This window comes from Chitinophaga agrisoli (genome assembly GCF_008386695.1).
Taxonomy (GTDB): domain Bacteria; phylum Bacteroidota; class Bacteroidia; order Chitinophagales; family Chitinophagaceae; genus Chitinophaga; species Chitinophaga agrisoli.
In genome coordinates, this window is record NZ_VUOC01000003.1 from 11737 (window position 1) to 28913 (window position 17177).

Here is a 17177-nt window from a genome sequence, read left to right on the forward strand (position 1 = left end):
ATAAACCGTCCGTATGAACCGCTATAAACTATCAGGGTACCTGTCGTTGCTGGCCCTTATCGCCTACATTGTTGTTTCCATTTTGGGCATCCATTCCGCTGCCGGCTGGTTATTGATGTTATGCTTCGCTGCCCTTGCTTTTGCCTTCCGTGGCAATCCTGTATTAAAGGGCTTTTCTTATACGGTGATGATCTTTGCCGCTGTAAGCCTGGCCATGTACTACCCGCAGCATTTTATCAAAGTAGGGGAGTTTAAACTGTCCGCGTTGATAGTGCCGCTGTTGCAGATCATCATGTTTGGTATGGGCACCAGCCTCAGTTGGGCAGATTTTGGACAGGTAGCCAAAATGCCGATGGGTATTGGCGTAGGCATTATCGGGCATTACACCATCATGCCCCTGGTAGGGTATACCATCACCCGTATCTTTCACTTTCCACCGGAGATAGCCGCCGGGATCATACTGATAGGCGCCTGCCCAAGTGGCCTTGCGTCTAATGTGATGTCTTACCTGGCCGGCGCTAACCTGGCCTTATCCGTATCCATTACCGCTACTGTAACGCTGCTGGCGCCGGTGATCACCCCTTTGTGGATGAAACTGTTGGCCGGCCAGTTTGTAGAGATCGTGTTCTGGGAAATGATGTGGCATATCATCCAGATCGTGATCCTGCCCATTGTGCTGGGGCTGGTCTTTAATCATTTCCTGCACGGCCGTTTTAAATGGCTGGATGCTGCCATGCCCGTGGTATCAATGGTAAGTATCGGCCTTATCATCGTGGTCATTACTGCCAGCGGACGGGATAGCCTGTTAACCGTAGGCCCCCTGCTGGTAGTGGCTACCTTGCTGCATAATATCAGTGGCTATATTTTAGGATATTGGGGCGCCCGCCTGTTCCGTATGCCGGAAAAGGACTGCCGCACCGTAGCCCTGGAAGTGGGCATGCAGAATGGCGGCCTGGCATCCGGTCTGGCCTTAAAAATGGGCAAGCTGGCTACCGTGGGACTGGCGCCCGCCGTATTTGGCCCGTTAATGAATATTACCGGCTCTGCTTTGGCAAACTGGTGGAAAGGGCGGCCGGCAGAGGAACCTATCGCAGATCAGGTTCCAAACGCCGTAAAACCTCACTAAATAAAGCGGCCGGCTCAAAGAGATGAGCCGGCCGCTTATATCGCTAAAAGCTAACAGCTTTACTTCGGTTCCAGTGCCGTATTGATCCGCTGTACCAGGTCCGTCAAATGATAGCGGCTCATATTATCCGGCATGCCGGCAGCAGCTGTACGGATCTCATTCCGCAGCGCTGTCAGCTGGGCGCGGGCAATACTGCTCACATCCGTACGGGTGGGATCAGCAGCCGGGCTGCCAAAGAAAATAGAGATCCCGCCGCTGGGGGTAGGGGAGTTGGGAGATAAGAGCTCCGTCAGCTGTTTTACATATGCCTTCTGCAGGTTCCTGCGGAAGATATCGATGGATTTATGGGTATACACCTCGCTAAAGATGCCTTTCTTCAGGTCATTCAGCATATCGGTAGCCTGGTAGGCCTCGCTGCTTTCCATGGCAGATGCGTTCAGCAGTTTATTCAGGGTATTGGCGCTTAACAGGCGGTCCAGTACCGGGTCCTGACGTGCCATTACCACACTGGTGGCATCATTGCCCGTACGGCTCAGGATGTCTTTGTCCAGCAGCCACTTAGGCGTGGTGAATAGTTGCTCGTTCAGGAACTTTACCGCATCGCGCTGGGTGGCTTTGGATACGGCCTCATATACCGCCCCGTCCTGTTCTACCGTTTTAGGCGTTTCATAGATCCCGCCTACGTTCTTGGCCACATGGCCCATGTAGCGGCCGTATTGCCCGGCTACTTCCCGGTATAACTCGCTCAGGTTGCTATAACCCTCATTGGCCTCGCGGGTCCATGCCATCAGGTTAGGCATAATACGCTGCAGGTTCTTGATGCCGTAAAGGCTGGCTTTCATGGCATCATCGCCCAGGTCCTCGTTCTGGGAACGGGGATCGTCCGGGTTGCTTTCTGTACCAAACCAGTAACGTTTGTCTTTCAGGCGGTTAATGGCCCATTTGTTCAGGGTGGCCTTTTCCGCTTCTGCGGTAGCGGCATCCGGTATCAGGTGGTAACCCCATTCAATAGCCCATTTATCATAGTAGTTGATGCGGGGATACAGGTCCGCGCCGGTAATACCATCCTCCGGTTGCGCCACATAGTTAAAACGGGCATAGTCCATAATAGAAGGGGCAAAGCCGTTTTTCTCCACCCAGGCTTTATCACGCAGCTTATCCACCGGGTAAGCGGAGCTGGAACCAAAATTATGCCGCAGACCCAGGGTATGCCCCACCTCGTGAGAGGATACAAAACGGATCAGCTCTCCCATCAGCTCATCATCAAACTCCATGGTCCTGGCCCGGGGATCATTGGGCGAACATTGGATAAAGTACCAGTTGCGCAGCAGGCGCATTACATTATGGTACCAGTTGATATGGCTCTCCAGGATCTCGCCGGAGCGGGGATCATGCACATGCGGGCCGCTGGCGTTGGCAATATCGGAAGGTTTGTATACGATAGCAGAGAAACGGGCGTCTTCCAGGCTCCAGGTAGAGTCTTCCTGCAGGGTAGGCGCCATCTTGGCCACAATGGCATTTTTAAAGCCGGCCTGTTCAAAGGCCACCTGCCAGTCATTTACGCCCTGTATCAGGTACTTACGCCATTTAGCAGGGGTAGCAGGATCTATATAGAATATGATAGGTTTCTTAGGTTCTACCAGTTCGCCGCGTTTGTATTTCTCCAGGTCCTCATCCTTAGGCTCCAGGCGCCAGCGGGTGATCATCTGCAGCCGTTTTACCCCTTGTGGGTCAGCATCAAAATCCGTAACGCTGGTGGTAAAATAACCGATACGGGGATCAAAATAACGGGATTGCATGGGCACCTTAGGCAACAGTACCAGGGAGCTGTTCAGCTCCAGGGTGGCATTGCCCCCGGCCGCGCCGCCGGGCATACCGGGTATAGGCAAACCGCCGCCGCTTTTTGAATAGGTTTTTACCGTTTTGATCTCAGTATTAATAGGATAGGAGCGCACATCCACCACATAGGACTTATCCGGCTGTACGCCGCCCAGCCGCAATCCTGTTTTCATGCGCTGGTCAAAGAACAGGATATCGTTATCACCATTAATATAGTCTGTCATATCCACCACGCAGCCGCTGCTGTCTTTGGAAAACGCCTTGATATCAAAAGCCGCTGCAATAGGCTGGATATTAGAGTTCATCACCGCGTTGAACATAGGCTGGGTACTGTCTTTGGAGATCTCGCTGTAGGAAATGTTCTTCAGGAAGATGCGGTTATTGGGCCCCTTTTCAAAACGGATCACATTCTCGCCTATCTGGTCGCCGCTGTAGCCAAAGAACATGGCCCGCAGGCCGGCGGCCGATTTGGAGATCCGGTTCACCACCAGTATATCCCTGCCCAGCAGGGAGTCCGCGATCTCAAAATATACCTTATCATCCAGTTTATAGATGTTGAACAGGCCGGAATCCGCTTTGGCCCTGGCAGTTATCACCTCGCTAAACTGTTTTGGATTGGCTTTGGGAGTGCCCGGCGGGGGGATCATGGGCTGTTTGCCGGTACTATCTTTGGCCTGAAGGCTGGCTGTTGTGCTGTGTTTTTTCTTTTTCCTTTGGGCTGTTGAGGGTGTACTGAGTGCTACGATTAGACAGAGTATTGCTGCTGCAACCGCAACAGTCCTGCTTTTTACATACATGGTCATAGTTTTATTGGATGGTTGATCCTTGATCTGCCGCAGTTTTGTTTTAACTGCTGTTTGCAAATAAATATATAAAGCAGTAACTTATCAGGAAATTCCATAAGCGCTTTATTTCTCTTAAGAATGGAAAGAATAGCAGTATATTAACGGCGGTTTATAACCAGGGGGATGTTCGGGAATAGGGGTAGGGCGTTGTTTATATTGATATAGTTGTTGATATATAACGCACGCTTTTTCCTTAGTTATAATGAGTTATGGGACCAAAGGGCAGCAGGATAGCACGTTCTGCCGGACTAATAAGTCAAAAGCTGCTACTGTAGCGGAAGGCGTTTAAAGTGAATAAAGGGGTAAAATTTGTTGGAACATTTAAAAATTTCCTTAAATTGTGCGTCCAACTTTGAAAAAAAATCAATAAATTTCGATTTTCAAGGACAGTAACAATAAAGGTTAAATAACCATTAGATGTTGTTGCTACTCGTTAGTGCTTAAAGTGTATGCTCAATAAAACTGGAATTGAAAGTCCTTTCGCAAGGACTTTGTGTGCAGGTTAAATTTTGTGAGATTTTTTGAGCAGCACTTGTTTTTTTAAGGCAACCGTCTAATATTTGCGATTCGCGTAATTGTAATTGTTACAGTTATTCACAACAAACGGAAATACTAAAAAACCATAGTTTAATTTTTAACACTAAAATTCAATCAACATGGCTGAGACTAAAACAACTGTGACTGCAGCTGCTGCCAAATCGACAACGACTTCCAATCAACCTAAAAAATCGAACAACCTGTTTGCGGCACTGGCCATTCCTATCTGTTTGGCCATCGGCATACTCTTTTACATCTTTGTATTGGGTAGCCCGTCTAACTTTCAGGGAGGCGTTGTAGGCGGCCATCCAGTTGAGGAAGGCATTGGTAAATGGTTTGGAACAGTTTACATGGGTGGACCCGTAGTACCCGTTCTTATCACTGTACTGCTGGTTTGCTTAACTTTCGTAATTGAGCGTTTCCTGTATCTGACTAAAGCTAAAGGTAAATTTAGCGGCAGCGAGCTGGTACGCAAAGTACAATATCACCTGGCTAACAAAAACGTAGATGCAGCACTGGCTGAATGCGACAAGCAGAAAGGTTCTGTAGGTAACGTACTGAAAGCAGGTCTGAAAAAATATAAAGAAATGATCGGTAACACTGAACTGGATACCGAACAGAAGATCCTGACTATCAAACAAGAGATCGAAGAAACTACTGCGCTGGAACTGCCTATGATGGAAAAGAACCTGGTGTTCCTGTCCACTATCGCTTCTATCGCTACCCTGATCGGCCTGTTCGGTACAGTATTAGGTATGATCCGCGCGTTCTCCGCAATGGCAACCGGTGGTGCTCCTGACTCCGCTCAGCTGGCTGGTGGTATCTCTGAGGCCCTGATCAATACTGCTCTGGGTATCGGTACTTCTGCCGTAGCTATCATCATGTACAACTACTTTACTACCAATATCGATAGCATCACTTACGCTATTGACGAGTCTGGCTTTACTTTAACTCAGAGCTTTGCTGCTAACCACAAATAATTTTTAATTATTTGTATGGAATTTCAGCGGTTTTGAATCTTAATTAAAGTTGAAACTAAAAAGGAGTAAAGATGCCTAAAATTAAAATGGCCCGGAAAAGTACGATGATTGACATGACCGCAATGTGTGACGTTGCGTTCCTGTTGCTCACGTTCTTCATGCTGGCCACTAAATTCAAACCGGAAGAGCCTGTAACGGTGGTTACTCCGTCCTCCATTAATACGAAACTCCTGCCTGATTCTGACGTGATTTTATTCACTGTGGACAAAACCGGTAGGATTTTCTTTAGCATGGACGGACAACCGAAGCGTAAGAAACTGATCGAGGACCTGAATTCACAGTTCAAACTGAATTTGGATCAGAAGGCAATGAACAACTTCATCGTAGGCGCCGTAGTAGGTGCTGAACTGAAGAACCTGAATAGCTACCTGGGAATGAAGGCGGAAGCCCGCAAAACCTCAGGTCTGGAATCAGGCATTCCTGCTGACTCAGCCAACAATGAGCTGTCTACCTGGATCAACTACGCCAGAACCGCACAGGGTGGCAATCCCAGACTGCAGTACTGTATCAAGGCGGATAACGAAACGCCTTATCCTAAGATCAAAGAGATCATGCAGACCTTCAAAGATCTTAAAATACAGAAACTGAACCTGGTAACCAACCTGGAAGCTATACCCCCGGGTACAGCTGCCGCTCTGGCTCAGCAAACCGGCGGAAAGAAAGATTAATCAATTTATTTAGTAAACGGCAGGTGATTTCCGCGGAAGCTACGCTGCCAATTCTAAACCAAAAAAGCTACTACTATGGCAGAAATGGATACCAGTAGTAAGGGTGGAGCTGGCAAAAAACATGGGGGTACGAAATCCAAAAAGCTTTCTACCCGCGTGGATATGACACCCATGGTGGACTTAGGCTTTCTCCTGATCACCTTCTTCATGCTCACCACTACCATGTCCAAGCCCAAAACAATGGACTTGATCATGCCAAAGGATACAAAAGATGAGAAGGAGCAGAATAAGGTGAAAGAGAGCACTGCCCTGACTATACTGCTTGGAAAAAATAACCGTGTATATTACTACGCAGGTCTGGCGCAGGACCCTAACGCTTCCGCCAACCCTGAATTCTTTAAGGCAACTTCCTTTGCCAATAAGAACGGTATACGGGATGTGATTACCAAAAAAAGAGATGAAGTAGCACAACTGAGAAACGCAAAAGGCGAGCCTGAAGATGTAGTGGTGATCATCAAAGCCGATGACCAGTCCACCTACAAGAACTTCGTGGATATCCTGGACGAAATGGCCATTAACCGCATCCAGCGTTATGCAGCCGTTGATATCAGCGACCAGGATAAAACATGGATCAAGCAAACCGAAACGGCTAACGTTGGTGGAGCTCAGTAATTTGTGAAAAATTCAATTTTTTGCATCCATCTATAAAATAAAGACAATGGATTCAGCTAAAATACTAAATGCCGATTTTCTTGACATCCTGTTCGAAGGCAGGAATAAAGAATATGGGGCATACGAACTGAGAAGAAAGTACGAGAAACGCGTACGCAATGCCCTCATCGGCACTGCTGCCGTTTGTCTCTTAGGGGTGGGTGGTTACGCTGTTAGCAATATCATACGCGGTATAGAGGCTAGAAACCCTAAAAAACCCGTGATTGAGCAGATAAAGATGGAGGATATCAAGCTGCCGGACGATCCCAAGACTCCGCCGCCGCCCCCTCCGCCTCCTGCGCCCCCCCCGCCGGTGAAACCGTCCGTACAGTTTACGCCGCCCGTTATTAAAAAGGATAACGAGGTGCCACCGGAAGAAGAACCACCAAAAGTAGAAGAGATCAAGGATAAAGCGGTTAGTACTAAAACTATGGAAGGTGATCCCAACGGTATCGACCCGGGATTGCTGGAAGATAGCAAAGGTACAGGTGTGGTAGAAGCCCCCCCGCCGCCTCCTAAAGAAGAGATCTTCACTTTCGTGGAACAACCGCCCACCTTCCCCGGTGGTGAGGAAGCCCTGGCCAAATACCTGAGCAAGAACATCCGTTACCCGCGTGTAGCGCAGGAAAACGGTATTTCCGGTACTGTGTTTGTGCAATTCGTGGTAGACTCAGAAGGTACCATCAAAGATGTTAAAACAGTAGGCGCTGCTAAAGGTGGCGGCCTGGAAGAAGAAGCTGTGCGCGTGGTGAAAACCATGCCCAAATGGAAACCTGGTAAGCAGAACGGCCGTCAGGTATCCGTACAGTTTAACCTCCCCATCCGCTTTACTTTACAAGAGTAGTACTGTTCAGATGATATTCTTACATTCCTCACCGGGCCAACCCGGTGAGGAATTTTTTATTTGTGCTATATTGCCGCCTTGTTATGTCAGGTAAACTATCAGGATACGATGAAACGATTGTGGCGCTGGCTACCGCTCCAGGGGTAGGCGCCATTGCAGTGATACGCCTAAGCGGCCCGGAGGCCATTACGATCAGTAACCGCCTCTTTCCCTCCAGAGACCTGGAGCAGCAGGCCAGCCACACCCTCCATGTAGGCAGCATAGTGGCGGATGGGAAGGTCATAGACGAGGTGGTAGTCAGCCTTTTTAAAGGCCCCCGTTCCTATACCGGCGAGAACGTCGTGGAGCTCTCCTGCCACGGATCCCCCTACATACAACAGCAGCTCATAGACGCCTGTATCCATGCCGGCGCCCGTATGGCCAAACCAGGCGAATTCACCCTCCGCGCCTTCCTCAACGGCAAGCTGGACCTGGCCCAGGCAGAGTCCGTGGCAGACCTTATTGCCAGCCATTCCGCCGCCAGCCACCAAACGGCTATGCAGCAAATGCGCGGCGGGTTTTCCCGTGAGCTGCAGGACCTGCGCGAGCAGCTGATCCGCTTCTCCGCGCTTATAGAGCTGGAGCTGGATTTTAGCCAGGAAGATGTTGAGTTTGCGGACCGTACGCAGCTCTATGCCCTCATCAAAACGGCCATGGAGGTAGTAAAACACCTGGCGGATTCCTTTAAGATGGGCAACGTTATTAAGAACGGCGTTAACACCGCCATTGTAGGCAAACCCAACGCCGGGAAATCTACTTTGCTCAATACCCTGCTCAATGAGAACCGGGCTATTGTTAGCGATATCGCCGGCACTACCCGGGATACGATTGAAGAGGTGCTGAATATTCAGGGCATCCTCTTCCGCCTCATAGACACCGCTGGCATCCGCGATAGCGTAGATACCATCGAAAGCATAGGCGTACAGAAGACCCTGGAAAAGATCAAAGAGGCAGGTGTAGTTATTTATCTCTTTGATGTAAATGAGCTTTCTGTGGAAGACATCCGTCAGCAAATAGTTGCGTTTGAACAGGATGGTATCAACCACCTGCTCGTCGGCAACAAAACGGATCTCCTTGGCGAATCTGCCATACAGGAAAAATTCCGCGATATACCTGGTATACTCTTCATCTCCGCCCGCAATCACAACCATATCGACGACTTAAAGAACCAGCTTGTACAAAAAGTAATGAGCGGCGATATTAATACAGAGGCTACTATTGTTACCAACGCCCGGCATTATGCTGCGCTGCAGTCAGTATTGCAGTCCTTAATGGATGTAAAGCAGGGGATGGATACCGGGCTGCCGGGGGATTTGTTATCGTTAGATATACGGAGGTGTTTACATTACCTGGGAGAGATCACTGGAGAGATTACCAATGAGGATCAGCTGGATTTTATATTCAGTAAGTTTTGTATTGGGAAGTAGGGGGCTTTCTTTTACTTTTCCTTGTTTTCATCAGCTTTCCTAACGTAATGCTTATCAGGACTGTATTTTAACAGATTCCTTTAATTTTCCTGCGTTTTATTTTTTTGTTGGATGTTCACTATTGTGTTACTTTCTGGCATTATTGGTAGTATTTATAGCCCAGTTTTCTCAAGGTATTCAATTACATTTGGTAAGTTTTTTCAGACAATTCTCTCACAGTGAGTATGCTAATGTGAAGTATCCTTTTCCGAGATTATGGGAAAAACATTTTTAATTTCACGTAAATATTGTATATAAATTTAAAGCCCGTTGCTATCAAATACTGTGTTTGTTAAATCGTCAAAAACAAAGAGCTGCTACCTCAAAACTGGAAGGGTTGTGTTATAGAGCCATAATCAGCAAAAATGGAATATCCCTTCCCTCATGCGATTTGGAGATGAATTTTAGACCTGTTATTCCCCGGGCCCTTTACTGCTTTGCTTACAGAAGCCAATTGCTCATAACACTTGATCCATGTTTGTCTGGCTTTAATACTTCTTTGTTGAGATGTCACTGACAACTAAGATTGAGGGGTGATGGATACAAAAGCGTTTATCAGACGATCAAGGCTACGTCCATATTTCGTTATAGAGTATTCGACAACAACTGGTCTTCCGGTATAAACGGTCCTTTCGATCAGACCGTTCATTTCAAGGTGTCTTAGTTCACCGGATAATACTTTGGGAGATATACCTGCTACATACTTAATAAATTACAATTTGTGAAACACAATAACCCGATTGTTGACCGGTTTAACAGTTCTTAAATAAGCATAGATTGCCGCCAAATCGTTGGCCTTCATTCCTGCATACAAATACCACGGCATTGGTGTTTGTAGATCGCCGGGGTTAAGTTTAGCAGCTTGCTTTTCTTTACCTTCAAAGCTTTTAAATCGTTGGATGAATATCTCTTTACTCCATGATCCAATGCCGGTTAATTTATCAGGTGTAATATTTGCAGAGTGTACAACGCCTCCCTGCTGATTAAATTCCATTCCACCGCCAAACTCTGTCCCAGGGATAATATCCCCATGATATCTTTTACTATGACAATCTACACAAGCCGCTGCGTTAACAAGGTAAGCGCCATACTTGATGGTATCATTTTCCGAGGGTAGCTTACCCAAATGTGCCTTATGCGGCATGGTATTAATGATAAAATTGACCGGGAAGTCAATTTCTGACGGCGGTATGTCTTTTTTAATTGCAGGAATTGAACGCAAATAAGCAATAATGCTATATACGTCCTCTTTATCCATTTGCCCTATATGATCCCAGGGCATTAGTGGAAAGATGGCTTTGCCAAATTTGTTCTCTCCGGTAGTCAGCGCCCTGAATATTTCGCCATCTGTCCAATTGGATAATTTATAAGGGGTTATATTAGATGCGTAAAACTTACCGGGCAAGCCCATCTGTTGATCAAACTTTTCACCTCCAGCTGCAAAGCCGCCCACCACCGGGCCTGCGTACAAACTCTCGTCCTTAGTGCTGTGGCAGTCCATACAAACAGCAACATGGTTGGCTAAATAGTTGCCGCGTTTTATCCGTTCTGCTGTGCGTTCTATTTTAAGTTGAGGCGCTGCGCCTGTGTCTGGTAATGCCACCGTTACATAAGTGCCGGTGGCAGCAACCAGTATCAACAATCCGAGTAGAATAAATCCAATTACCTTTACTGCATTCATATTATGCTAATTTTTTTGCTCTAGAAAGCTTTGATAGTTATCCCGTAATGGGATAACTATTTTCGCTCAAGTTCATTCATCTATGTTAACGACTATGGTTATAATACCGACCAAGGGCTCCTCTACTGAGACCATACGGGTTTTACACCTCCCAGCCTTATTAGTTTTCAGAAATAGTTGGGCTTTTCATATCGTACTTATCTGATTTTACTATATCAACGATGAATTTAGCCACGCTTTGCCTGCTGATTTGTAAACTTGGTTTAGGGAAGTTATTAAAACTCACCTTTAAGGTTTTTATCTTTTTGGAATCATTTAAGGCAACAGGCCGTACAGCCGTCCAAATTAAGTTTGAATTTGCTAATAATTTTTCCTCTGCTTCGTGTTCCGCGTAGACGGGGCCGAGGTTGGTATAGTTAATTAACCATCTGAGCCAAAAAGGAATTTCCTTTTTGGTTTCCCCAACACCCCACGCAGAGACTGTAATTAAGCGTTTTAGATTTTGTTGATCCGCTTCAGCTATCGCATTTTTTATGCTTTCAGATATGAAATTTTTGGCGGTTATTAATTTAGACCAGGGAGCATCTGAGGCTCTTACGATACCCAAAGCACTTATGATCAGATCACACCCCTGCATTGCAGCTGCTAAATCTGCTCTTCGGGTAGGTGTTCCTTGATATACTTTAATTGATTTTGAGCTAAAGGCTATTTTGTTTTTATCTCGCACTAAAATATTTAAATCATAGCCTTGTTTTAATGCCTCTTCAACAATTAGACGACCGGTTCTACCAGTGGCTCCTAAAATGAGTATTTTCATAACTTTATTTTACTTGTTTGGTAATTTTCTATTGGACAAAAGCCATTTTGTCTTTTTATTTTATAATTTTTGAGTGCTTGTTACAACACTTTATAGATCTAACCGGTTTGTCCGCCCAAAACGCTTTTGATATAAGCGTGCGTTACCCGGCTCATGGTAACCGGAACGCGACCCTTTCGGATTAATGTAATGCAGGCCGATCAATACGAGGTTAACCTGACCCATCAATTTACTATTAACGCCAATCCTGAATCAGCATCGCTCATAAATACCCAAGGCCCGAACTGCGCGTCCCCGGCAGCGCAAATTAGGCGTCGAATTTTCCGACCCGTTTGTAAAAGTTTTCTATTGACTCGGGTGAGGAGATATCTACGTGTATATCAGCAGTTTTTGAACCTACCTTAATTACATCGTGATCTTTTTGTACGGCGGCAGTTATGTGTTTCCCGATGGTACCTGTGGCACCTATAATTAATATCTTCATATTCACTTATTTCAACAAAATTATTCCATAACTTCACCTTTGTCAAGTAATAGCACATTTGTCAAGTATTGACATTTAAGACAGTAATACTCATCATCAACATGTTAAAAGGAAAAATAATTGAAAAAAAAGTGGAGATGGATTGTGATTGCTCAATAATAGGATCAATCAATATCATAAGCGGCAAGTGGAAGCCTGTTATTATCTGGATGTTATTGTCAGGCCCCAGGCGATTTGGTGAGCTTCATAAAGGAATTCAAGGTATAGCACTAAAGGTATTATCCAGGCATTTAAAAGAACTGGAAGCTGACGGTATCATCAATCGGAAGGTATATGCTGAAGTCCCGCCAAGGGTGGAGTATACACTCACTGAAAAAGGGATGTCGCTCAACGATGTGATGCAGCTATTAGTAGAATGGGATAAAAAGTATAAAGTAACCAAATAAGACATTTTGGGATATGTTAAAGAACACCTTGTGTCATATTTAAAGGAATAAAGTCTTTTGTCCGATTATGCCTACAGTTAATTTTAAAACACCACCTTATAAATGAGTTCCGGGAAAAGTTGTTTCATTTAATTATGAAACCAGGTTCAATTATTACATGAAATTAAAAACTAAAGAGACCGTATCATGATCCATGATACGGTCTCTTTAGTTTATAGCTGACAGATAATTATTTTACTGTATCCAAAACCATTTTTTGGCCCCAGATTGCCAAATCCTTTAATATTGGCCTAAGACTTTGCCCAAGGTCAGTTAACGAATACTCTACCCGTGGCGGAATTTCTTTGAACTTTTCCCGGTGAATTAAACCGTCAGCTTCCAGTTCCTTCAGTTGTTCGCTTAATACTTTCCTCGATATAGAGGGCATCCGGGCGGCTATCTCGCCAAAGCACCTGGTATGATCCGACAGCAGAAATAGAATTATTGATTTCCATCTTCCGCCTATTAAAGCTATCGTTGTTGTAAAAGGACAAGAATTATTTTCTACTTTATTTTCCATTAGTCACATTTAGGTTACCACTATTTCCATTATTACTAAAAGGTAACAGTTACTTTTTGAAATCCTCATTAATATCTTTACGTAACAAAAGTAAATTTTAGTATTTTTAAAATACAAATTATGATTTTAGTTACAGGTGCTAAAGGACATTTGGGAAAAGCGACTATCGAATCGCTACAAAAAAAAGGTGTTCCAGCCGATGAGATTACTGCTTTGGTAAGAGATGAAAACAAAGCAGCCGATTTAAAAGATAAAGGTGTTCAGATAAAAATGGGGCATTATAATAATTATAATTCTCTTAAAGAGGGGCTTCAGAGTGTCGACAAGCTTTTATTAATTTCTTCAAGCGAAATGGTTGACAGGCTTGTTCAGCACAAAAACGTTATTAATGCCGCTAAGGAAAATGGTGTCAAACACATCGTTTATACCGGTATAGATATTAAGAATTATGAGACAACGGCTATACCCTACGTTAGTCAGATCCACAAGGATACAACTGATTATCTTCAGGAGGTAGGTATCCCTTATACCGTATTGGATAATACCCTTTACGCTGATTCAATAGGATTTTTTTCCGGAGAGACGTTTTTGGAAACCGGTATTTTCTTTCCTGCTGGCAATGGAAAATTGCCCTGGGCGCCAAGAGCTGAAATGGGAGAAGCAGCTGCAGTTGTATTAACTACTCCAGGACATGAGGATAGAATTATGCCATCACCGCAGATACCGCTTATTCATTAGGCGAAATAGCTGGCATGGTCTCAGCTATTACCGGTTATGAGGTTAAATATCTTAATCCTGATCTCAATACTTATATCGACGGTCTTGTAAAGGCTGGGGTTCCTAAAGAAATCGCATCATTTTTAGGAGGGTTCGGAACCGCTATTGCCAATGGTGAATTCGATACGCGTCGAAGCGATCTTTCAAAATTGTTGGGAAGAAAACTAATGGAGCTAAAGGAATTCCTGACAATTACTTACGGCAAATAAGATTCCTGGAAAGCCATCTGTTTGTTAACACAAGATGGGCCGTCTGGAAAGTAAAGTCGACTAAAAAAGAAGGGTTTTGTCCGTTGGATATTATTGAACTATTTGCGGAACAAGGCTATTATATCGGCACCTACGTTGCGGAGATATGCGCAATTAGGATTTATCAGACGGCACGATTTAGGGACTAAGAATCTTGTCGGAATTAAAAGAAGATATCAAATCGATTTTGAGCCCACAGTAGTAACGAAAAATATGAGATAAGTATGGCCGTGGATTGTACCTCTTGATAGGAAAATATTTGAAATTCAAAGAAATGTAAATTCTGTATCGGGAAGTAGGTTCTTTCTTCTATTTAACAACTAAAGAAATCTAACCATGCAGAAACTTATAATTTTAGGGCTACTACTTCCACTTTTCACAGTTGCTCAAACGCCAAAGCCTTTACAGAGCTCCCTTGAAGTATATCCTGATAGCACCTGGGAAAGGATGATCAATCCGGGCGACTATGGCTGGAATAACACGAAGTTTAAGCAACTTCGCGGTTTTATTATTGATAGCACTCACACTACGGGAATGGTGGTGATACAAAGTGGTAAAGTTTTGTTTGAATATGGGGATGTACAAGAACTTAGTTATCTGGCTTCATGTAGGAAGAGCATTCTTTCGATGCTATACGGCCCTTTTGTTGCCAATGATAAGATAAAGTTGAATACTACCATTGAGCAACTGGGACTTGACGATGTGGGTGGATTACTGCCGATTGAAAAGAAAGCGACTATTAATGATTTACTCACGGCCCGCTCCGGGGTTTACCATGCAGCCAGTAATGAAGGTGACGCTTCTGCTATGGCGCCTAAAAGAGGCAGTGTTACACCAGGCAGCTTTTGGCTATACAATAACTGGGACTTTAATATAGCGGGGTATATTCTGGAGCAGCAGACAGGTAAAAGCATATACGAGCTCATTGACTCTATACTGGCTAATCCGCTACAGATGCAGGACTGGAGGATTGAAGCGCAAAGAAAGACCGGTGATACCACAAAGTCAAAATACAAGGCGTATCATATATGGTTTTCAACGCGTGATATGGCACGGTTAGGCTACCTTATGTTAAGGAACGGAAAGTGGAAGGATCAACAAGTGCTTCCTGCCAGCTGGATAAAAACCACTACTTCAATTGTTACCACAAACAAGGAGGCCGGGCAAAACAAGACCGCTTACTTTCATTTTGGTTATGGATACTTATGGTGGATCTGGGATGCACCATATAATAAAGGCGCCTATGAAGGTGCTTATTCCGCCACAGGCGCCTTTGGACAATTTATCACCGTTCTGCCAAAACTTGACCTTGTGATAGCTCATAAGACAAAGTATGAATATGAGCGACAAGTTTCCACTGAGCTTTATTTAAAAATTCTTGATAAATTATTAGCTGCCCGGGATGCTGAATTCGGTGGGTTTTAATAATTATTACTGCTGCATTGGCGAATAGCCCCTTTCTTCTACTTTTCTTATACACATTGATTGCCCGCTGCCTGTATGTTTATTGCTGTAACATCAAATTCTTTAAATTAATACTGCCACAATGAATTTCTTTATCGATTGATTTAGTGTTACTTTTTGATCCATCAATTTTTATTCTATAAAAAAGATCTTGCCCTTTCAGGCTAAGTCCTGTTCGCATGGTACCATGTGCTCCTTCAATTAAACAGAGTATTACAACATAAAAACTACTAGATTCTTTTGAATTAATAGTTCTTTTCAATGAAGAGGATCTATGAATACCCTTATTTAAAAAAGGGTCTAAATCTGCCAGGCCATAATTAAACACGGACTCTTTATCAAGTGTCATGGTGTCGGGAGGGATCAATATTTTAAAGTATTTGCCAGGTAAAGACGGAACCTCATATGAATCTACAGGAAACTCAATCTTCAATTCCAGAGGATTATCTGTTTCATTGATTATTCGAGTGAAGAATACAACATAATTATATACCTCGCCATCAGGGTCAGTGTATTTTGTTCCACCTCTTGGGAAGCTGTTTTGTATGATCAGGCTTGCACCGGCAGCATCAGTATACTTATATTTGGTGTTAATCCATCCAGAAGTGGATACGCCTTTGGTTTCAGACTTGGTTTTTTCTTTTGGGCGATCTGTTTTGTTTTGTCCTCCACAGGAAGCGCAAAAAACAAACGCCAGGAACAAAGTATATACGTGCGTGTATTTCATAATTTCTTAGCTACGGAGTAAGTTTCCTATAAAAAAGTAAGTCTGGTTGTCGATGCAGGAAACTCAGCAACCGCCTTTGCGGGGGACACGTTGAAAAATTACCTTACCATCCCGTTCTACATATTCGCCCGATACTATTGGGTATGAATACTTGGGCGCGTGCGATATGTAATGGCTTCGTATGATTATTTTGTCGTTAACTTTCAGGCTATGCAATTGCTCAAGTTGAGACTTTTCCGGCTCAAATCTTACAATGTAATCCTCATCATTGATCCTGGCCATCACACCGAAACCTAATCTTGATCCTGGCGGAAGAGAAAGAGAGGTTACAACAGCCTCCATATTGGTATAATCATCAACGTTCTTCCTTATTTTGGCAATACAGGCAAACACTTTTTCGCCTGCGGGGGAAGCTACCCATTTTGTGTACTTTATACCTTCCGGGGTAGCCTTCCATTTTTTCATTTCGGCATCCTTTTCGGCAGCAGTAAGCAGCTTTGGAGCGGGCTTCTTAGAAGTTTCATTGTTGACTGCACGATTAGCAAATACTAGTCCGCTTACCACAACCAGCAGTAAGATCAGGGCATAAATGATTTTTTTCATAATATTTGTTGGTTTAAATGGTATAGATTCGTAAAAGACATTTTTTTTAGTTTTCATATCCTTTCAAAGTTGGTGCAACAAAAATACTTTGATATGTTTCACCCTGAGGAAGTTGGATTGTAAATAAAAATGTAACCTTTGTAAATAAATCGTAAAATGGTATGTTTTACAGCCGAAATTTACTTTCCGGGAGACGCAAATACCTGTGGGGATTGATATTACTCCTGTTTATCTCTATAACATGCGTGACTTTCAG

The 17177-nt window shown here is 44.3% G+C and carries 18 protein-coding genes; 10 read left to right on the top strand and 8 right to left on the bottom strand.

Annotated features, from left to right (window positions below):
- Positions 1-13: 13 nt before the first annotated feature.
- Positions 14-1126, top strand: a complete 1113-nt coding sequence (locus F0L74_RS15355) for a bile acid:sodium symporter family protein (protein ID WP_149838801.1) — start codon at positions 14-16, stop codon at positions 1124-1126.
- A gap of 59 nt (positions 1127-1185) precedes the next feature.
- Here F0L74_RS15355 and F0L74_RS15360 read toward each other — a convergent pair whose 3' ends face one another.
- Complete coding sequence (locus tag F0L74_RS15360) at positions 1186-3612, bottom strand: zinc-dependent metalloprotease (RefSeq protein WP_246197724.1); 2427 nt, start codon at positions 3610-3612, stop codon at positions 1186-1188.
- 854 nt (positions 3613-4466) lie between these two features.
- Here F0L74_RS15360 and F0L74_RS15365 point away from each other — a divergent pair.
- The 5 genes from F0L74_RS15365 (at position 4467) to mnmE (ending at position 9076) form a co-directional block, all read left to right on the top strand.
- A complete protein-coding gene (locus F0L74_RS15365) occupies positions 4467-5327 on the top strand; it encodes a MotA/TolQ/ExbB proton channel family protein (protein WP_149838802.1) in 861 nt (286 codons plus the stop codon).
- A gap of 71 nt (positions 5328-5398) precedes the next feature.
- Positions 5399-6055: an ExbD/TolR family protein gene (locus F0L74_RS15370; protein ID WP_149838803.1), complete on the top strand. Its 657-nt coding sequence runs from the start codon at positions 5399-5401 to the stop codon at positions 6053-6055.
- A 75-nt stretch (positions 6056-6130) separates the two neighbouring features.
- Positions 6131-6727 carry an ExbD/TolR family protein gene (locus F0L74_RS15375; protein ID WP_149838804.1) on the top strand — a complete coding sequence of 199 codons (597 nt, stop codon included), beginning with the start codon at positions 6131-6133 and terminating at the stop codon, positions 6725-6727.
- 46 nt (positions 6728-6773) lie between these two features.
- Positions 6774-7610, top strand: coding sequence for an energy transducer TonB (locus F0L74_RS15380; protein WP_149838805.1), 837 nt, complete (start codon positions 6774-6776; stop codon positions 7608-7610).
- Positions 7611-7693: 83 nt separating this feature from the next.
- On the top strand, positions 7694-9076 hold the full coding sequence (gene mnmE, locus F0L74_RS15385; protein ID WP_149838806.1) for a tRNA uridine-5-carboxymethylaminomethyl(34) synthesis GTPase MnmE: 1383 nt from the start codon (positions 7694-7696) through the stop codon (positions 9074-9076).
- 559 nt (positions 9077-9635) lie between these two features.
- On the opposite strand, the gene F0L74_RS15390 is transcribed toward mnmE, so the two are convergent.
- From F0L74_RS15390 to F0L74_RS33910, 4 genes are all read right to left on the bottom strand, one after another.
- Positions 9636-9824, bottom strand: a complete 189-nt coding sequence (locus F0L74_RS15390) for a winged helix-turn-helix transcriptional regulator (protein ID WP_149839496.1) — start codon at positions 9822-9824, stop codon at positions 9636-9638.
- A gap of 3 nt (positions 9825-9827) precedes the next feature.
- Positions 9828-10796 (bottom strand): c-type cytochrome, encoded by a 969-nt coding sequence (locus F0L74_RS15395; protein ID WP_149838807.1) that lies wholly within the window; start codon positions 10794-10796, stop codon positions 9828-9830.
- Between the two features lie 160 nt (positions 10797-10956).
- Entirely contained in the window at positions 10957-11613 is a 657-nt protein-coding gene (locus F0L74_RS15400; protein WP_149838808.1) for an NAD(P)-dependent oxidoreductase, read from the bottom strand.
- A 307-nt stretch (positions 11614-11920) separates the two neighbouring features.
- Entirely contained in the window at positions 11921-12097 is a 177-nt protein-coding gene (locus F0L74_RS33910) for an NAD-dependent epimerase/dehydratase family protein (RefSeq protein ID WP_246197726.1), read from the bottom strand.
- Between the two features lie 101 nt (positions 12098-12198).
- Here F0L74_RS33910 and F0L74_RS15410 point away from each other — a divergent pair, with 101 nt between their 5' ends.
- A complete protein-coding gene (locus F0L74_RS15410) occupies positions 12199-12543 on the top strand; it encodes a winged helix-turn-helix transcriptional regulator (RefSeq protein WP_246197727.1) in 345 nt (114 codons plus the stop codon).
- Positions 12544-12772: 229 nt separating this feature from the next.
- Here the strand turns inward: F0L74_RS15410 and F0L74_RS15415 are convergent, their stop codons facing one another.
- On the bottom strand, positions 12773-13102 hold the full coding sequence (locus F0L74_RS15415) for a winged helix-turn-helix transcriptional regulator (RefSeq protein ID WP_149838809.1): 330 nt from the start codon (positions 13100-13102) through the stop codon (positions 12773-12775).
- A 120-nt stretch (positions 13103-13222) separates the two neighbouring features.
- Here F0L74_RS15415 and F0L74_RS15420 point away from each other — a divergent pair, with 120 nt between their 5' ends.
- The 3 genes from F0L74_RS15420 (at position 13223) to F0L74_RS15425 (ending at position 15552) form a co-directional block, all read left to right on the top strand.
- A complete protein-coding gene (locus tag F0L74_RS15420) occupies positions 13223-13840 on the top strand; it encodes an NmrA family NAD(P)-binding protein (protein ID WP_213086993.1) in 618 nt (205 codons plus the stop codon).
- 14 nt (positions 13841-13854) lie between these two features.
- Positions 13855-14088, top strand: a complete 234-nt coding sequence (locus tag F0L74_RS33645) for a Rossmann-fold NAD(P)-binding domain-containing protein (protein ID WP_213086994.1) — start codon at positions 13855-13857, stop codon at positions 14086-14088.
- Between the two features lie 375 nt (positions 14089-14463).
- Positions 14464-15552 (top strand): serine hydrolase domain-containing protein, encoded by a 1089-nt coding sequence (locus F0L74_RS15425; protein WP_149838810.1) that lies wholly within the window; start codon positions 14464-14466, stop codon positions 15550-15552.
- A 79-nt stretch (positions 15553-15631) separates the two neighbouring features.
- On the opposite strand, the gene F0L74_RS15430 is transcribed toward F0L74_RS15425, so the two are convergent.
- On the bottom strand, positions 15632-16318 hold the full coding sequence (locus tag F0L74_RS15430) for a hypothetical protein (RefSeq protein WP_149838811.1): 687 nt from the start codon (positions 16316-16318) through the stop codon (positions 15632-15634).
- 63 nt (positions 16319-16381) lie between these two features.
- Positions 16382-16978: a hypothetical protein gene (locus tag F0L74_RS15435; protein WP_246197728.1), complete on the bottom strand. Its 597-nt coding sequence runs from the start codon at positions 16976-16978 to the stop codon at positions 16382-16384.
- Positions 16979-17177: the final 199 nt, after the last annotated feature.

Bases quoted from the DNA above. Each gene is read 5' to 3' on its own strand.
- F0L74_RS15355 (WP_149838801.1), top strand. From the start codon at position 14: ATGAACCGCTATAAACTATCAGGGTACCTGTCGTTGCTGGCCCTTATC.
- F0L74_RS15360 (WP_246197724.1), bottom strand. From the start codon at position 3,612: ATGATCCCCCCGCCGGGCACTCCCAAAGCCAATCCAAAACAGTTTAGC.
- F0L74_RS15365 (WP_149838802.1), top strand. From the start codon at position 4,467: ATGGCTGAGACTAAAACAACTGTGACTGCAGCTGCTGCCAAATCGACA.
- F0L74_RS15370 (WP_149838803.1), top strand. From the start codon at position 5,399: ATGCCTAAAATTAAAATGGCCCGGAAAAGTACGATGATTGACATGACC.
- F0L74_RS15375 (WP_149838804.1), top strand. From the start codon at position 6,131: ATGGCAGAAATGGATACCAGTAGTAAGGGTGGAGCTGGCAAAAAACAT.
- F0L74_RS15380 (WP_149838805.1), top strand. From the start codon at position 6,774: ATGGATTCAGCTAAAATACTAAATGCCGATTTTCTTGACATCCTGTTC.
- mnmE (WP_149838806.1), top strand. From the start codon at position 7,694: ATGTCAGGTAAACTATCAGGATACGATGAAACGATTGTGGCGCTGGCT.
- F0L74_RS15395 (WP_149838807.1), bottom strand. From the start codon at position 10,796: ATGAATGCAGTAAAGGTAATTGGATTTATTCTACTCGGATTGTTGATA.
- F0L74_RS15400 (WP_149838808.1), bottom strand. From the start codon at position 11,613: ATGAAAATACTCATTTTAGGAGCCACTGGTAGAACCGGTCGTCTAATT.
- F0L74_RS33910 (WP_246197726.1), bottom strand. From the start codon at position 12,097: ATGAAGATATTAATTATAGGTGCCACAGGTACCATCGGGAAACACATA.
- F0L74_RS15410 (WP_246197727.1), top strand. From the start codon at position 12,199: ATGTTAAAAGGAAAAATAATTGAAAAAAAAGTGGAGATGGATTGTGAT.
- F0L74_RS15415 (WP_149838809.1), bottom strand. From the start codon at position 13,102: ATGGAAAATAAAGTAGAAAATAATTCTTGTCCTTTTACAACAACGATA.
- F0L74_RS15420 (WP_213086993.1), top strand. From the start codon at position 13,223: ATGATTTTAGTTACAGGTGCTAAAGGACATTTGGGAAAAGCGACTATC.
- F0L74_RS33645 (WP_213086994.1), top strand. From the start codon at position 13,855: ATGGTCTCAGCTATTACCGGTTATGAGGTTAAATATCTTAATCCTGAT.
- F0L74_RS15425 (WP_149838810.1), top strand. From the start codon at position 14,464: ATGCAGAAACTTATAATTTTAGGGCTACTACTTCCACTTTTCACAGTT.
- F0L74_RS15430 (WP_149838811.1), bottom strand. From the start codon at position 16,318: ATGAAATACACGCACGTATATACTTTGTTCCTGGCGTTTGTTTTTTGC.
- F0L74_RS15435 (WP_246197728.1), bottom strand. From the start codon at position 16,978: ATGAAAACTAAAAAAAATGTCTTTTACGAATCTATACCATTTAAACCA.